The sequence below is a fragment of the Mesorhizobium sp. M1338 genome, assembly GCF_040318045.1.
Classification (GTDB): domain Bacteria; phylum Pseudomonadota; class Alphaproteobacteria; order Rhizobiales; family Rhizobiaceae; genus Mesorhizobium.
Map to the genome: position 1 here is coordinate 49,141 of NZ_JAMYLL010000032.1, position 15,414 is coordinate 64,554.

The window sequence follows — 15,414 nt, forward strand, 5'->3', positions numbered from 1 at the left end:
CTAAAGAGCGGCGCTATGCGTCTAGTGGTTCAGTGCCGCGCTCGTCGTTGAACAGCGACGCCTCGACGAAAAATGCCGGGGCTTCGAGCGTCCAGAGCACATCGTTGGCGCCGTAGGTCAGCTCCGCGGTCCCACTTAATGCCCGCGGCGTAACGCGATTGAGCACGACGCTCCCAAAGCCATTGTTACCGATAGACTTGATCGCAGGGCCGTCTTGCTCCGCCCAGGTCAGTTTGAATGTCTGACTGTCTTGCCCACCAGCAATGCCCCATGTGACTGCGATGATGCCTCGGTTGCCGGACAACACTCCGTATTTGGCGGAGTTTGTGCACAGTTCATGGAACGCGATCCCGAGATATTGCACGGCGTGGGGACTGAGCGTGACGGGAGGACCTGCCATTGTGATCGCGTCTTCCCGACCGAAGGATTTGGCTTGAGCCAAGATCAGATCGGAGAGTGTGGCGCCTTTCCAGTCCGCCGAGATCAACAAATCGTGCGATCTCGACAGCGCCATGATGCGCTCCCGCACCTGTTTTTCGAACACGTCGGGGCTTTCCGAACGCTTGTTGGTCTCGCGAATCATTGAAAGGATCACCGAGTACTGGTTCTTCACCCGGTGATTGACTTCGCGCATCAGCATGCGGATGCGGTGTTCGCTCTCCTTGGCTGCGGTTATGTCGCGGGCGATTTTCGAAGCACCGACAATGCGGCCTGCGGCGTCGCGGACCGGCGAGATGGTGAGTGAGACCGGCACCAGTGTCCCGTTTTTGCGTTGGCGGATTGTCTCGTAGCTATCGAGCCGTTCGCCACGCCGGAGACGCTCGAGGATCCGTGGCTCCTCATCATGGTGGTCAGGCGGGATCAGCATGGTCACATGCCGCCCCACGGCTTCGGGGGGAGTGTAGCCGAACAGCCGCTCGGCGCCTTTGTTCCAGCTTTTGATGAACCCATCCAAATCCTTGCTCACAATCGCATCGAAGGACGATTCGACGATTGCTGAAAGGTGCTGGACGGCGTCCTCGCCTCTTTTGCGGTCGGTCAGGTCCAGCAACATATTGACGGCGCCGACCAAATTGCCGTGCTCGTCCCTCAGGGGAGTCGGAAATGGCAAGAACGGAAAGAAACTGCAATCGGGACGCTGCGCGATGGCCTCGACATTACGGACCGGACGATTTTCCTTGAGCGCGATTGCCATGGGGCATTGGTCGTGAGGCAACTCTTCGCCATCGACGGTGAACAGGCGGAAGGTGACACACCACTGATCCTGGCCAATCCTCGGTTCCCGGCCAGCAAGTTCGACCGCGGCCCTGTTACAGTAGGTGATGATGCCTCGTGCGTCGGTCGTGTAGACCGCGACCGGCAATGCATCCAGGATTTGGTGGAAGCGGTCCTCATTTTGGTTCACCGCCAATTCGGCGGATTTGAGCCGGGTCACGTCGACGGTGAAACAGCGCGAATGCACCAGTTGACCATTTTCGAAATGGCCGCTGGAACTGACTTCCACGTGCTTGATCGAGCCATCGCGTGCACGCAGTCTGGCCGGATATCGCTCGACGGCTTCGCCTCGCGCGAGACGGGCGAGGATGTCGTTGATGGCATGCTCATCAATGTGAAAGCTGGCGATGTCGCGACCGACGTAGTCAGGGGCTTCATAGCCTAAGAGGTTCAACTCGGCTTTGTTGGCATGGAGAATACGGCCGGCGCCGTCAACGATGTGCAGACCGATGCCGCCGTTCTCGAAAAAATCCTGATAATCGATTTCCGGAAGCCCAAATCCGTCCCCCGCCACAACTGCGCTTTCCATGAATCCGAAATCCCCTGTCGGCCACGCGGTGGCCTTGTGAAACGTCGACATCCCACAATGGTTCCGGGAGTGGTCCGCTTGCGCCAATCCACGGCAGGGCCCCGGTTCTCCATGCTGCAATAGAAATGGCCCCGGCAGACGCGCCGGGACCATTGAAAACCGTCTCAATTCAAGCCGCTTTCAATTCGGCCGCCCGGTCGTTCACGCCGGCTTCGCCCAGAGACGTCAGGGCCTTGTCTGTAGCTTTCTCCTCCTCGAGGGTCGCGCTGAGAAGTTGAACGATATCGTCCTTGCCAAGGGAGGTAGCCCATGCAATCAAAGTGCCGTAGCGCGCGATCTCGTAGTGCTCGACAGCCTGCGCGGCGCCAACGAGCCCGGCGTCAAGCGACGTCGAACCCTCATACTCCTCGAGAATTTCGGATCCCTCCTCGAGAATGCCGTCGATGGCGGGGCAGGTTTTCCCGCGCGCAGCCGCGCCGAGGATTTCGAAAACCTCCTCAAGCCGTTCCACCTGGCCCTCGGTTTCGGCACGATGCTTTTCGAAGGCTGCGGTGACCTGCCCGTCATCCGCGCCCTTGGCCATCTTCGGCAAGGCCTTCAGAATTTTTTTCTCGGCGTAGTAGAGATCCTTGAGACCGTCGAGGAACAGATCCTCAAGGCTCTTGGTCTTCGCACTTGCCTTCTTGGTGGTTGCCATCGCTGTGTGCTCCTTGTTGGCTTGTTTGAAATGACCCGTCGTGGGCATTTTCTAACTCGGAGAGAAGCCGGCAGTTCCCTTGCCAACCATTTAAATGGGTCGTCCATGACACTTCGGCGTGTCGCTTCGGCGTTTGGCCGTATCCGCGTTTTTCCAACTGGTCCGCAGCTAGCGCGAGGAGGGCGATGCCGATCTATGTGCTGCCTTTGCGGGCGTAAAAGCAGAACAAGGTCGGCGAGCCTTCAGGAACGCGGTCAATGCGTTGCGTCATCAACAAGCGTCAATGCAATCGGTCCCCGCAGGCGAATTTGTGAGCGCGGCGGAACCTTCCGATCGCAGCAGCTTTACTCAGATGAGAAGAAGAGCTGTCAACGCAGGCTGGATGCAAATACTCGCTGGTCGCGCATTTCAGCAGACCTCGGTTGCGAGACGAGCCTGATGTCGGCGTGGAAAGGGCACGCAATGGAGTTGTTATTTCTTCACGACCTCGCCTCGCTCCGAAGTGACGGACTCCACCCCGAACTTGTGCGTCTTTTCAGACAACGGGCCACTTTGTCGGCGTCAAGCGTTATGGAGTTGCACCCCGGTGGGTCACGCTGTTGCGGGCAGGCAGGTCCCAATCCTCCACGCATACCAAGTCGGCGGTTGCCCAGTGATGTGATACGATTTCCCAAGAAGCCGAAATCCACAGTCCGGGATCCCTGATGTCGGCACCCGAAACACAGGCTGGCCGGACGATCGTTGCGTGGCCATGCAGCTAACCCTGGGCATTGTCAAAAACGACGCCTATCGGCTTTGGCGCCCATGCCTGTTGTTATTCATGCTCGCTTTGGCCGCCTGTTCTTCATCCGACCACGTCGCCCAGCAATCAAAAATCGCGGCGTCGGCTTCGCGGACGGCAGCCATGGTCTTGGACGCCTGGGCCGCCGGGGCCGCCCCTTCAGATTATGCATCGGCCACATTGCAATCATCGGCCGAGACGCTTGCCGAGGCAGGTCGGCAGATGCAGGCTGACAATTCTCCTCCATCTTCCGAAAGTCGCGGTGTCATGGAGGCGATCGGCCAGCTGTCGGCTGCGGCAAGGCGCGCCCAGGCCGGGGTGGAGGCCGGCAACCCGCGGCAGGTGAGCCAGGCGCGGCAGGAACTCGCGACGGCCGCGACGGACCTCGCCGCCTTCTATGCCAGATCTGTCGCGCCCAAATCATGAAGAAGCTGTTGGAAATCTCTCTTGGCATCGTCACCAGCGTTGGCGGCTTCCTTGAGGTTGGATCGATGGCGACAGCCGCGCAAGCCGGGGCGACTTTCGGCTTCCGGCTGGTCTGGGCAATCCTCCTTGGCACCATCTGCATCATCTTCCTGGTCGAGATGGCTGGCCGGTTCGCTGCCGTCAGCGGCCACACGATCACGGACGGGATCCGAGAGAGGTTCGGCTTCAATGCCTTCCTGTGGCCCTTGCTGGCCATTTTGCTGGTCAACTTCATGGTGATGTCGGCAGAAATCGGCGGCGTTTCCATCGCTGCGGAACTTGCGACAGGGATAGGCTTTCAATGGTGGGCCCTGCCAGTGGCGTTCCTGGCGTGGCTGTTTCTATGGAAAGGCACCTTCGGTTTTATCGAGAAGGGCGTGGCGATTCTCGGTCTCGTCACGCTCTGCTTCGTGGTCGCGGCGGTGATGCTGAAGCCAGATTGGAAACAGGTCGCTGCCGGGGCGGTGCCCGGTCTGCCGGAGCATGACGCGGCAAGCTACTGGTTTATGGCTGTCAGCATTCTGGGCGCGTCGATATCGCCCTACCTTTTCATGTTCTATTCCTCGGGCGCCGTCGAGGACCACTGGGACAAAACCTATCTCGGCACCAACCGCGCCATTGCGGGCCTCGGCATGAGCTTCGGCGGCACCATCTCGCTCGGGGTGCTGATCGTGGCCGCTCTTGTGCTCGGCGCGCACGGCATCAACCAGGTCAACAACTATCACCAACTGCCGCTGATGCTGATCCCGATATTCGGGTTCTGGGGCTTTGTCCTGTTTGTAGCTTCGCTTGCCATAGCGTGCTTCGGCGCGGCGCTCGAAATCGGCCTGCAGCAGGCGTATCTCGTCGCACAAGGCTTTGGATGGACGTGGGGCGAGGACCTGAAACCCCGCAGTGATCCTGCCTTCTGCGGTGTCTATACGCTCTCATTACTGGTGGCAGCCATCCCGATCGCGCTCGGCCTCGACCCGCTGAAGCTTACCATCTTCTCCATGGCCGTGACGGCGGCCAGCCTGCCTTTGACCGTGGTCCCGTTCCTCTTTCTGCTCAACGATGAGCGCTATGTCGGCGAGCACCGCAATGGCATGATTTCGAACGCCGCGGTGATCTTCATCGTCGCGCTTGGCTTCGTCCTTGCCGTGGTGAGCATTCCCTTGCAGATTTTGGGAGGTTCATGATGGATGTGCTGCGCGATCTGCTGGACAAACAGGTCCTTGACCGCCAGCGGGTCAAGATCGGCAAGGTGGACGGATTGGTGGCCGAGTTGAGGCAAGGCAAGCCGCCCAGGATCGTCGCGGTCGAGCTCGGGTCGATCACGCTGGCGCGGCGTCTTGGTTCGCGGCCGGGACGCTGGATGGCATGGCTTGCGGCAAGGTTTGGCGGCGAACGCCATGCCGAGCCGCACCGCATAGCGTGGAACAAGGTGCGCGATATCGGCGTCGACATCGAAGTCGACATCGACGTGCACCGGACAGCAATCTTCGATTGGCAAGACTGGCTGCGCAACCACGTCATCGGCCGCATCCCGGGAGCCTGACATGGACACCGTCAATCTTGAACATCTCGCTGGTCGACGGGTGCTCTCGCTGCGCGGCAAAAGCGTCGGTCACATAGAAGAGATGCGAGCAGAACGGCACGGTGACGATATGGTCGTCACCGAATTCCACGTCGGCATTTTCGCCGCTTTCGAGCGCCTCTCCGCCTTGGCGATCGGCACCGCGGTCCTCGATTTCTTTCACCTGCGTCACCGCGATTGCCTCTACCGCATCCCCTGGGACCAGATCGACATCTCCGACCCACTCAGGCCTCGGTTGCGATGCACCCTTGAGCAACTTTCTCACATGAAAGGTGGATTTGAAGGCAAGCGCGAGGCGGGGCCGCCCAAGAGCTCGGGGATCGTCACGCGGAGCACCGCGGGGAAATTTGCTCTTGCGGTTTTCCTGTGTGCAGGGGCCGTCGCCGCGGTTTTGTGGTACATGACCGCGGCGAGGCCTCTGTTTAAGGATCAGGATCGGCAATTTGAAGGCCGGGGCGATCTCGCGCGCGGCAAGCTCGTCTTCGCTGCAGGTGATTGTGCGTCCTGTCACGCGACACCAGGACAGCCCGACCGGCTGAGGCTTGGCGGCGGTATGGCGCTCGCTTCACCATTCGGCACCTTTCGGCCTCCCAACATTTCTTCCGATGCGGTGGATGGTATTGGCGCATGGACTGTCACCGACTTGGCGAACGCCTTGATCAGCGGCGTGTCGCCCAAGCGTGATCACTATTATCCCACTTTTCCCTACACGAGCTTTACCAGCATGACGCCTGACGACGTGAAGGATCTCTACGCGTATCTCAAGACACTTCCGAAGGTGTCTGGTCGTGCACCCCCGCATGACCCTGCGCTGCTGTTCGGCATCCGACGGTCCGTGGGGATTTGGAAACTGCTGTTTTTTCGCCAACGATCAACCGCTGCCCGCCTCGACCGAGATATTGTGCATGATCGTGGCGCTTATCTCGTCGAGACCATCTCGCACTGCGCTGAGTGCCATTCTACCCGCAACGCCTTTGGCGCAATCAAACCGGACACTCGCTTTGCCGGTGGCATCGATCCCCAAGGCACGGGATTTGTGCCGAACATCACGCAGGACAGAATGCGCGGATGGACCGAGAACGACATCGCCACGATGCTTAAAACGGGGGAGACGCCGAACCACGGACGTGTGGGATCCTCCATGGCCGATGTGGTGACAAATACGGCAATGCTGCCTGACAGTGATCGCCAGGCGATCGCGCGCTACATCAAAGGTCTGCCGCCGATAGCCACGCCGCGGCCTTGAAGCGGTGTTCCGTCCGGGATTGCGTCAAGGCAAATATCGGGGTCTCATTGGGCGTAGAGATAGGCGGCAAGGTCTTTGGCTTCCTCTGGCGAAATGCCGGTCGCAGGCATCGCGGTCCGCGGCGAAAAGCTTCGGGGCGAAACGATCCATGTGACAAGGTTGTCGGAATTGTTTTCCAGCACGCCCGCTATGTACACACGCTTCGAAAGCCCGGTCAGCGGCCCACCGGTCTGGCCGTCAGCTCCCGGTATGCCGGGAATGGTGTGGCAACCGGAGCAGCCATACCGGCGAAAGATTGCTGGAGCCCGATCAGGGTCGCCGCCGGTGATTGTTTTGGCCACCACCGCTCTGGTGTGGTTGTCGCGCGCGACGTTGACCGCGACGAAAGCGGCCGATGCCGCGACGAGGACAATACCCATCAAGGTCGCACGGCCCGTGGGAGAGGTAGGCAGGTCAGGCATTTTGTGCCCGTCTTTCGCTCGCGCCGCGAATCCAGAGCGCCAGCATCGTCATTGCCGCCGCCGCATAGATCGTGCCGGCAGGCACCCACATGATGATGCCCGCCATCTGCTGATCTTCCAGGGGTGCTAACCCCCAGGCCATCGCGGGCCGGGTCTGCGCCACGTAGAGCACGCGTGGAGCGAGCGCCATCAAAGCACCCAAAACGCTGGTGTGGATCATGGTTGCGAACACATGCCAAGCTGAGGTGCCGTAATCGCTTCGCCAAACAATTGCCCACCAGAACAATATCGCTGTCGCCAAGAAGCTGAGATGCTGGAGGCGGTGCAATGCCGTGTCGTTCACGGCCGCGTCGAACAACACCGGGACGTGCCAGGCCCAGATGGCCAAGCCATGAATGATGGTCGCGTTTGTGGCACATGTACACCAGTCCCATGGCCCGCATATCAGAGGCGAACGCATCAGCGACCCAGCGATGCGACGGGCTTTCCCAGGTAGGCCCCAGAGCAGGATGCCAGCCGGGCGTGCCAGCACGATCAAGGGCGCCGCCACAGCCATGACGATCTCGTGCTCAATCATATGAAAGGTAAAAAGATGCTCGCCTAGCCAGTGAAGCGGCGAGAGCAGCGCGCACCCCAATGTCAGCATGCCGAAGCAGTACGGCAAGGCGCGGACGAGCAAGCCGCCCGGCCTTCGGCTTCGCGATGCCAGCCTTATGATGCCTAACCCATACAGGGCGGCAAGGATGGCAAATGGTCCTGCGATCCACGGATCAAAGGTCCAGGGATAGCCCGCAGGATATACATCGTCGCCGTGTGCCATCGCCGGGCTAGCAACCATAAACGAGATCAGTGTGCAGATCAGCGTTGGCATGGGTCCAGCAGCACCGTGGCCGCCCCCTGCAATGACAGCGCAAAAACAAACGCTAGCGCGATCAGAAAGCCGGCATCGGCGATGAACCGTTCGGACTTGGCCGTTCCCGTTGAAAGCGCTCGTGACACCATGACGCCAGCAACCGAAACGAGGAGGAGGATGCCGCAAGAGATTGCGGTCCACAGGCCATTCCGTTGGCAATCGGTGTAGGGCGTGACCTGTCCAAGCTGGGTGTTAAGGGCCCAGGCTAGGGGCGGCACCACAAGGCCTGTGTATTTCAGCCAACGGATCGTCATAGCCGTGGAACCCAATAGAGACAGGCATACATTGGCAACCACGTCGCCACCACAAAGTTCCAGTACATCGTGTTGTCGCTGACGTCTCCGAAGCGTCGCGCGTTGTCGCCATGCCGCGAAAACATCAGGCAAGTCAGCACCAGCGTCTCGACCAGATCGGTCAGAATATGCGTCGTGTGCAGGCCGAGCATGACCCACACGATCGAGCCGTAGGCGTTTTGGTCCCACTTGATATGCATAGCGGGAAACTCGAAGGCACGCAGGATAAGCGGCGCCATGCCGAGCAGCGACATGACGATCAGGCCGATACGAACCTTCAGCAAGTCCTGGTTACGTGCCCAGCGGGCGAGGACGATGTTGGGAACAAGGCTTGCCACCAAGAGAGCTGTCAGGGTCGTTCCGGCAAGTAGATCAGGAGGTGGGGCATCCAGGGGCCAACGCTGGGCCAAGCTCATGAGATAGAGATAGACAACGATCGAAAGCGCAAAGCCCGTGCCTTCGATGAGCATGAAGGCAAGCGTTCCCCACCAGGACACACTCGCGGTGCCGAGGCCGTGCGGCGGAAGGTCCGTCAGGTCGAGCGTGGTGCCTTCTTTCATGACTCGTCCTCCGGCACGCCCTTTGGCCAGAACCAGCCGATGAGTGCGATCGCCACCGGGATCGAGCCCCAGACGACTGCCCAGGGGGTGAATATTGACCAGATCAGCGTCGCGGTGGTGGCAAGTGCTGCCCATAGTGGCCAGATCGAATCCCCCGACGACGATTCTCGCGCTTCCGGAATCGCTTCGACGACGCTGCTGACCAACAGTTCACGACGGTCGACACGCAGGCCTGCGGCAACGGGGAGGTCATCTGAGTGGTCTGATAAAGGTTCGAGACTGCCGACCACCGGCAGCCGGGCGAAATTGTACGGCGGCGGCGGCGAAGAGGTCGCCCATTCGAGCGTCGAGGCCCCCCAGGGATTGGATGGCGCGGCGGCACCTGACCTGGCACTGCGTATCGCATCGACGAAAAACAGCAGGAAACCGAGAGCGAGAATGATCGCGCTGAGGCTGATGAACATATTCAGGGCGGACCATGGCATCTCAGGCTGGTAGGTATAGATGCGGCGCGGCATGCCGCGCAGACCAAGAATATGCATGGGGAAAAAGGTCAGGTTGAAGCCGGCAAAGATCAGACCGAAGACCCAGCGCCCGAGTGTCTCGCTCATCATGCGGCCCGTGAGTTTAGGGAACCAGTAATAGGCCGCGCCAAGCAAAGGAAAAACCGCGCCGCCGATCAGGACATAGTGGAAGTGGGCGACGACGAAATAGGTGTCGTGGACTTGTGTGTCGAACGGGACCGACGCCACCATAACGCCGGTCAGGCCGCCAATGACGAAAGTAACCACGAAGCCGATGACGAACAAAAACGGTGTCTTGAAGATCGGCCTGCCTGCCCACATCGTCGCCAGCCAGCAGAATATCTGCAGTCCCGCCGGGACCGCGATCGCCATGCTCGAGGCGGTGAAGAAACTCTGTCCAAGCCGGGGAAGGCCTGCGACGAACATATGATGGACCCAAAGTCCAAACGCCAGAACGCCCGTGGCGATGATGGCCATCACCATGGCCAGATAGCCGAACACGGGCCGCCGCGTGAATGTCGCGACGATGCTCGATACCATCCCCACCGCCGGCAGAAAGATGATGTAAACCTCAGGGTGTCCGAAGAACCAGAACAGGTGCTGCCACAGCAGCACATCGCCGCCTTCGGCGGGATTGAAGAAATGCGTCTCGACCAGCCGGTCGAGAATAAGGGACGTGGAGGCAATCACGATCGCCGGCATCGCCAGGATGACAAGAAACGACGTGACCAGCATCGACCATACGAACAAGGGGATCCGGTCGAGAGACATTCCCGGGGCGCGTTGCTTGAAGACCGTAACGACGATTTCGACGGCCACGGCGAGTGCTGAAACCTCGGTGAACGTGATCATCTGCGCCCAGATGTCAGCTCGCTTTCCCGCCGCATACTGGGGCCCGGACAGCGGAACATAGGCGAACCAGCCGATATCCGGTCCAGCATCGAGCACAAAGGCGAGCCACAACAGCAAGCCGCCGGCGAGATAGATCCAGTAGGAGAACGCATTGAGCCGCGGGAAAGCGATGTTGCGCGTTCCCACCATCAACGGCACGAGGTAGACGGCCATCGCCTGCATGACGGGCACGGCAAAAAGGAACATCATGTTCGTGCCGTGCATGGTGAAAATCTGGTTGTAACGATCGGGTCCGATGAGGCGGGCTTCGGGTTGCGCCAGTTGCAGCCGCATCAGCAGGGACAAGAACCCGCCCAGCGCCAGGAAGACAAAGGCCGTGGTGATGTAGCGCCGGCCGATAATTTTGTGGTCGACGGTCGATAGAATACCCCAAAGGCCCGGCGGTGTTGACCAGACCGATGCAAGGCGGCGATCGAGTTCAGCATCGTTGAAGGCGGTGTCGCGCGAGTTGCTGCCATCTCTGCCCGTCATTTCAGGCTCTCCATGTAGGCGGAGATATTCTGCAGCTCGGCGCTGGTTAGCGGGACCACCGGCATGTTGTTTCCGGGCTTGAGCGTTTGCGGATCGGCAATCCAGGCAGCGAGCGAACCGCGCGTGGTTTCCACAAGCCCGGCGGCGATCGTCCGCCGGCCGCCGATATGCGTAAGATCCGGTCCGGTCGTGCCATTGGCGGGTGTGCCCCGGACCGTGTGGCAGGCAGCACAGGGCTTTGCCAGAAAGGCCGCTCGTCCTGCAGCGGCGTCCGGATCGGCCGGCGTCATCGCATCACCACGCTGCGAAGCCGCCCAACGGTCATAGTCCGCTGGCGCCTCGGCGACGACCATGATCGCCATATGGCTATGCTGCAGGCCGCAGAACTCGGCGCATTGCCCCCGGTAGACGCCTGGCTTTTCGGCTCGCAGCAGCACACTGTTGGAACGACCCGGAACAAGATCCTGCTTTCCGGCAAGGCTGGGCACCCAGAACGAATGAATGACATCGAGGCTTTCAAGCCGAAGATGAACATCCGTCCTGATGGGAATGTGAATTTCGTTGGCAGTCTGAAATCCGGGCGCTGCGCCGGCGCCGGCATAAAAGACGTGCCACCACCATTGCTGTCCCCGCACAGTGATCGTAAGGGCGGCGCTTTCCGGGACGCCAATATTGCGGGTGGTGTAGAAACTCGCGATCGTCACGCCGGCGATGATGGCTACGGTGGCCGCGACCGCGGCAACCACCGTCATTGTCAGCCGTGCCTCGTGTTTCGCGTTGTCCGCTCCGGCGCGGCGGCCCCTTAGAAGCGCCACGCCAAGCGTGGCCATCACCAGCACCCAGACCACCGTGCAAATGGCGATAATGCCGATGATCAGGTGCTCCACATGCATCGCGGGAGCGCCGTGCGGATCAAGTGCCGACTGATTGCCGCTGCAGCCCGACGCGAGGGCGGCAATCAGAAGGGCGCTGACGGCTCTCAAGGCGATGGTCCCGGCTCTGGGCCGACCGGTCCTTCGTCGAACAGGATTATCGCCGGGCCGCGATTTTCGGCCGGGCGGGTGTGTTTATCATCATTGCGACTGGGCGCGGCTATCTTCGGCGTGTAGGAACCGATTGTCTGAACATATCCTGCGAGCTGCCAGATCTGCTCGATTGTCATTCGGCCGTGAAATGCGGGCATGCCGTGCGGGCGGCCGTCCCGGATGGAAGCGACGATGGAAACCATCTCGGGCCCGTAAAGCCACCAGCCGTCAACCAAGCTGGGCCCGGCTCCGCCGCGACCATCACCATGGCATGCCGCGCAACCGAACCAGGCGTAGAGGCGCTTACCCTGGCTCAGATTGTAAGCGTCCGTTTCATACGGCTTGCCAAGCGCAAAATAACTCTGGGGCGGGGTTCCGCTGATGCCGTTGGGCATGGGACGGAACCGGTCGAGGTCGGCGGCAGCCGGCGGATCGAGGCGAAGCTCTCTCGGTTGCCGCAGCCAACCGAGCAGACCGCCCACGCCAACGAGAAGCAGAAGCGCGCCCGCCGCCAGCGCCGACGTCGGATTTGCGACGGTCCTTTCTGTCAAGCGGTTCTCTGCCCCCATGGGATCAATCATCTGGAGTTAAGCGAGATCGGCTAAGGCGGACTGGCAAAAGCTTGTATGACGGCGTCTTCGACTTCGGGTCGTGATGGGCCAATGGAAAGAGCGGGTTGGTTTCGGGAAAATACGCCGCGCAGCAGCCCTGTGCGATGTTGTAGGGAACGATCCTCAGGCCGGTGACCTTGCGGACGAAATTGTCGTCGATGGCGGTGGTCACATCAACGAATTCGCCATCTGCGAAGCCCAGCCGGTCGATGTCTTCCCCATTCATGAACACAATCCGGCGCGTTTCTTCAACGCCGCGAAAACGGTCGCTGTAGCCATAGATCGTGGTGTTGAACTGATCGTTTGATCGCAGCGTCGCAAGGTGCAGAACATCGGTTCTGCCAGACGTGGAAAATTCGGGAAAGAGTTTGCCTGGTGTAATGAAATTCGCTTTCCCGCTTTGGGTCACCCATTTTCGCTCGCGTGCCGGCAGCGGCCGGGCAAACCCGCCAGGCTTGAAAAGCCGCTTGTTGAAATCCTTGAAGGTTTCCGGGTACGTCCGCTCGATGGCGTCGCGGATTTCCGCATAGTTGCCGACCCAGGCGTCCCATGGAGCCTTGGTCCTCCCAAGCGTGGCCTTGGCGATGCCGGCGACGATCGCGGGCTCCGACAGAAGGGTTGGACTTGCGGGCTTTGCTCTTCCGCGAGAACCATGAAAGTGGGCAATTGAGCTTTCCATCGACACGGCCTGCGGACCAGTCGCCTGCTCGTCCACCTCGATACGGCCGAGGCAAGGCAGGAGATAGGCGATCTCGCCGTGCAAGACATGACTGCGGTTGAGCTTGGTCGCGATCTGCACGCTCAGACGCAGTGCGCGCCATCCCTCTTCCATGGCGGTGGTCTCAGGCACCGCTTTCAGGAAATTGCCGCCAAGGCTGATAAAGGCACGGGATTGGCCGTTCATGATTGCTTCGCATGTCTCGACTGTCGAGCGGCCTGTCCAGCGCGGCGGTTCAAATCCATAAAGCTCGGACAATTTGTCCAGCGGTGCTAGCCCCGGCTTTTCCGTTATTCCGACGGTGCGCTGTCCCTGAACGTTGGAATGGCCGCGGACGGCGCAGATATTGGCTCCAGGCTTGCCGATGTTGCCGCGCAGCAGCGCGAGATTGCAAACCATATGGACGTTCTGGACGCCCATGAGGTGCTGCGTCAGGCCCATGCCATACACCATCAGCACGGCATCGGATTTGGCGTAGATGGTCGCGGCCTGCTTCATCTGATCGCGGCTCAGTCCTGACACCCGCTCCAGCTCATCCCACTGGTGGGCTCGTGCGGCTAGAGCAAATTCCTCGTATCCGGCGGTATGCTCCTTGATGAAATCATGATCGAGCACGTGCTTCTTATCGGCCGAGGCCATTGAGGCCGCGAATGCGACCATTGCCGCATCGTCAGGATCCTTCGGCTTGCCGTCCTCTCCTGCTACCCGACTGGCGCCTGATGCCTTGAGGGCATCGTCGGCTTCGATGAGCGCCTTGCAGACGCCGAACAGAGCGGCGATATCGCCGCCATTTTTGACCTGATAATATTCCGACGAAATCTTCGTCTCTTGGCCGGTCAGCATCTGAACCGGCGACTGCGGATTGATGAAGCGCTCCAAGCCGCGTTCGCGCAGCAAGTTGAAGGTGACGATCTTCACGCCGCGGTCGACAGCGTCCTGGAGGTCGTGCAGCAGGCGCGGGGAGCACGTTCCCACGTTTTGGGCGATGTAGAAAATGCAGTCGGTGTTTTCGAAGTCCGACAAAATTGCTGTGCCGACAGAGGCGCCGATACTTTCCGGAAGTGCCACCGACGAGCTTTCGTGGCACATGTTGGAACTGTCCGGTAAATTGTTGCTGCCATACATGCGGGCAAACAACTGATACATGTAGCTCGCCTCAAGAGATGCGCGGCCCGAGGTGTAAAGGTCGACCTGGTGAGGATCGAGCGCGCCCAGCTCCCTGCCGATCTCGTCGAAAGCTTCTGCCCACGCCACCGGAACATACTTGTCGCTGATCGCATCCCAGCGCATGGGATGGGTCAACCGGCCCTGTTCCTCCAAGTCATGATCTGGCCAGAATTCCAGCTTGCTGAGTGTGTGTCTTTCGAAGAACGCGGGGTCGGCCCGTCGGGACGTGATTTCCCAAGCCGTCGCCTTTGCTCCGCTTTCGCAGAATTCGAGCGGATGCGGTTGAGCAGGTTTTGCCCAGGCACAACTGACGCACATATATCCGTCGGGCTTATTCTGGATCGAAAGCAGCTTTGGGGCTTTCAAAGGGACGTGCTCTCTCGCGATGATCGCGGCCACGGATTTAGCTGAGCCCCAGCCGCCGACCGGTCCGCCGTACGGTTTGATTGTGGCCGACCTTGTTTTCGATGTCATTTCTGCCTCGTTTGCATAAAGCGAGGCCGGAGCTGGTCTCACCCATATCGACGCGATGCCCGCCGGCAAGTGAAGCGACATTCGAGAACATACTGGCAATATCCAGGTCACTGATCAGTCTGCCGAGGCTGGATACTAGAACTTGGAATCTGGCGCCTGGTTCCACGCAGGGTGGCTTGGTTGAGGTCGCCTCTTGGCCATCGGCACGACCAGATTTGCCCTGTGGCGAATGTGCACTGCAGTGGCACAAGTGCGTCTGCGTTCTGAACGGAGGAAGCCTGATCCCGAGCCTGCGCGCCCATTATGCGGATGTGCTTCCCTCCTAATGATTGGTCTAAGCCAGACCGAGCTTGCTCAGCGCGCCAGAATCTCGGCACCAACGCTTCGCAGAATGGAAGCGTCCACAGGCCAAGCCTCCGGCTGCGTTAACAACGTTATCGCCGTCAGGCAGGCACTGGAATTGGCTGGCGTGATCTTCCTGGCAGAGGGTGAGACGACCGCCGGCGGGCCGGGCGTTAGGCTGCGTACTTAAGCTCAAGTCAAGCGGAAGGCGAAGGCTTAGCGGACGACCTCATCCTGCCACATGACGCGGCGTCAAGACTCAGCTATGTCTTGAGGCGCGGCGGACCTGATTGGACCGTCTGGCCGGCGCCAATTCAGCAACCTCCCTCTTGAGTGACGCCGGCCTTCTTCCTCCTGCTTAGATCGTCGGCTCG

The 15,414-nt window shown here is 60.2% G+C and carries 15 protein-coding genes; 5 read left to right on the forward strand and 10 right to left on the reverse strand.

What is annotated here, in order from left to right; genetic code table 11:
• Positions 1-13 precede the first annotated feature (13 nt).
• Together NKH19_RS23440 and NKH19_RS23445 are read right to left on the reverse strand one after the other, a co-directional pair.
• Positions 14-1,855, reverse strand: a complete 1,842-nt coding sequence (locus NKH19_RS23440) for a PAS domain S-box protein (protein ID WP_352870802.1) — start codon at positions 1,853-1,855, stop codon at positions 14-16.
• A gap of 118 nt (positions 1,856-1,973) precedes the next feature.
• Positions 1,974-2,501 carry a YciE/YciF ferroxidase family protein gene (locus NKH19_RS23445; protein WP_352870803.1) on the reverse strand — a complete coding sequence of 176 codons (528 nt, stop codon included), beginning with the start codon at positions 2,499-2,501 and terminating at the stop codon, positions 1,974-1,976.
• 745 nt (positions 2,502-3,246) lie between these two features.
• Here NKH19_RS23445 and NKH19_RS23450 point away from each other — a divergent pair.
• The 4 genes from NKH19_RS23450 to NKH19_RS23465 are packed head-to-tail and all read left to right on the forward strand — an operon-like array spanning position 3,247 to position 6,569.
• Complete coding sequence (locus NKH19_RS23450) at positions 3,247-3,708, forward strand: hypothetical protein (protein ID WP_352870804.1); 462 nt, start codon at positions 3,247-3,249, stop codon at positions 3,706-3,708.
• Complete coding sequence (locus tag NKH19_RS23455) at positions 3,705-4,925, forward strand: Nramp family divalent metal transporter (RefSeq protein ID WP_352870805.1); 1,221 nt, start codon at positions 3,705-3,707, stop codon at positions 4,923-4,925. Before NKH19_RS23450 ends, NKH19_RS23455 begins: the two co-directional genes overlap by 4 nt.
• A complete protein-coding gene (locus NKH19_RS23460) occupies positions 4,925-5,284 on the forward strand; it encodes a hypothetical protein (RefSeq protein WP_352870832.1) in 360 nt (119 codons plus the stop codon). The genes NKH19_RS23455 and NKH19_RS23460 overlap by 1 nt, the downstream gene beginning before the upstream one ends.
• A 1-nt stretch (position 5,285) precedes the next feature.
• Entirely contained in the window at positions 5,286-6,569 is a 1,284-nt protein-coding gene (locus NKH19_RS23465; protein WP_502911012.1) for a c-type cytochrome, read from the forward strand.
• A 44-nt stretch (positions 6,570-6,613) separates the two neighbouring features.
• Here the strand turns inward: NKH19_RS23465 and NKH19_RS23470 are convergent, their stop codons facing one another.
• From NKH19_RS23470 to NKH19_RS23505, 8 genes are read right to left on the reverse strand one after another with little or no spacing between them, the layout of a single operon-like run.
• Positions 6,614-7,030, reverse strand: coding sequence for a c-type cytochrome (locus tag NKH19_RS23470; RefSeq protein WP_352971622.1), 417 nt, complete (start codon positions 7,028-7,030; stop codon positions 6,614-6,616).
• On the reverse strand, positions 7,023-7,901 hold the full coding sequence (locus NKH19_RS23475) for a cytochrome c oxidase assembly protein (RefSeq protein ID WP_352971624.1): 879 nt from the start codon (positions 7,899-7,901) through the stop codon (positions 7,023-7,025). Before NKH19_RS23475 ends, NKH19_RS23470 begins: the two co-directional genes overlap by 8 nt.
• The gene (locus tag NKH19_RS23480) at positions 7,889-8,197 is read right to left on the reverse strand and encodes a hypothetical protein (RefSeq protein ID WP_352870808.1); all 309 of its coding nucleotides are present in this window, start codon (positions 8,195-8,197) and stop codon (positions 7,889-7,891) included. The genes NKH19_RS23475 and NKH19_RS23480 overlap by 13 nt, the downstream gene beginning before the upstream one ends.
• Positions 8,194-8,796, reverse strand: a complete 603-nt coding sequence (locus NKH19_RS23485) for a cytochrome c oxidase subunit 3 (protein ID WP_352870809.1) — start codon at positions 8,794-8,796, stop codon at positions 8,194-8,196. The genes NKH19_RS23480 and NKH19_RS23485 overlap by 4 nt, the downstream gene beginning before the upstream one ends.
• Positions 8,793-10,703, reverse strand: coding sequence for a cytochrome c oxidase subunit I (gene ctaD / locus NKH19_RS23490; protein ID WP_352870811.1), 1,911 nt, complete (start codon positions 10,701-10,703; stop codon positions 8,793-8,795). Before ctaD ends, NKH19_RS23485 begins: the two co-directional genes overlap by 4 nt.
• Positions 10,700-11,692 carry a cytochrome c oxidase subunit II gene (gene coxB / locus NKH19_RS23495; protein WP_502911014.1) on the reverse strand — a complete coding sequence of 331 codons (993 nt, stop codon included), beginning with the start codon at positions 11,690-11,692 and terminating at the stop codon, positions 10,700-10,702. Before coxB ends, ctaD begins: the two co-directional genes overlap by 4 nt.
• Positions 11,683-12,297, reverse strand: coding sequence for a c-type cytochrome (locus NKH19_RS23500; protein WP_352870835.1), 615 nt, complete (start codon positions 12,295-12,297; stop codon positions 11,683-11,685). Before NKH19_RS23500 ends, coxB begins: the two co-directional genes overlap by 10 nt.
• A gap of 4 nt (positions 12,298-12,301) precedes the next feature.
• Complete coding sequence (locus NKH19_RS23505; RefSeq protein ID WP_352870813.1) at positions 12,302-14,698, reverse strand: FdhF/YdeP family oxidoreductase; 2,397 nt, start codon at positions 14,696-14,698, stop codon at positions 12,302-12,304.
• A 325-nt stretch (positions 14,699-15,023) separates the two neighbouring features.
• Between NKH19_RS23505 and NKH19_RS23510 the strand changes: the two genes are divergently transcribed.
• Complete coding sequence (locus tag NKH19_RS23510; RefSeq protein WP_352870814.1) at positions 15,024-15,230, forward strand: transcriptional regulator; 207 nt, start codon at positions 15,024-15,026, stop codon at positions 15,228-15,230.
• The last annotated feature ends 184 nt before the right edge of the window (positions 15,231-15,414 follow it).

Excerpts from the sequence above, each read along its gene's own strand:
- NKH19_RS23440 (WP_352870802.1), bottom strand. The coding sequence starts at position 1,855 with ATGTCGACGTTTCACAAGGCCACCGCGTGGCCGACAGGGGATTTCGGA.
- NKH19_RS23445 (WP_352870803.1), bottom strand. The coding sequence starts at position 2,501 with ATGGCAACCACCAAGAAGGCAAGTGCGAAGACCAAGAGCCTTGAGGAT.
- NKH19_RS23455 (WP_352870805.1), top strand. The coding sequence starts at position 3,705 with ATGAAGAAGCTGTTGGAAATCTCTCTTGGCATCGTCACCAGCGTTGGC.
- NKH19_RS23460 (WP_352870832.1), top strand. The coding sequence starts at position 4,925 with ATGGATGTGCTGCGCGATCTGCTGGACAAACAGGTCCTTGACCGCCAG.
- NKH19_RS23465 (WP_502911012.1), top strand. The coding sequence starts at position 5,286 with ATGGACACCGTCAATCTTGAACATCTCGCTGGTCGACGGGTGCTCTCG.
- NKH19_RS23470 (WP_352971622.1), bottom strand. The coding sequence starts at position 7,030 with ATGCCTGACCTGCCTACCTCTCCCACGGGCCGTGCGACCTTGATGGGT.
- NKH19_RS23475 (WP_352971624.1), bottom strand. The coding sequence starts at position 7,901 with ATGCCAACGCTGATCTGCACACTGATCTCGTTTATGGTTGCTAGCCCG.
- NKH19_RS23480 (WP_352870808.1), bottom strand. The coding sequence starts at position 8,197 with ATGACGATCCGTTGGCTGAAATACACAGGCCTTGTGGTGCCGCCCCTA.
- NKH19_RS23485 (WP_352870809.1), bottom strand. The coding sequence starts at position 8,796 with ATGAAAGAAGGCACCACGCTCGACCTGACGGACCTTCCGCCGCACGGC.
- ctaD (WP_352870811.1), bottom strand. The coding sequence starts at position 10,703 with ATGACGGGCAGAGATGGCAGCAACTCGCGCGACACCGCCTTCAACGAT.
- NKH19_RS23500 (WP_352870835.1), bottom strand. The coding sequence starts at position 12,297 with ATGGGGGCAGAGAACCGCTTGACAGAAAGGACCGTCGCAAATCCGACG.
- NKH19_RS23505 (WP_352870813.1), bottom strand. The coding sequence starts at position 14,698 with ATGACATCGAAAACAAGGTCGGCCACAATCAAACCGTACGGCGGACCG.
- NKH19_RS23510 (WP_352870814.1), top strand. The coding sequence starts at position 15,024 with ATGATTGGTCTAAGCCAGACCGAGCTTGCTCAGCGCGCCAGAATCTCG.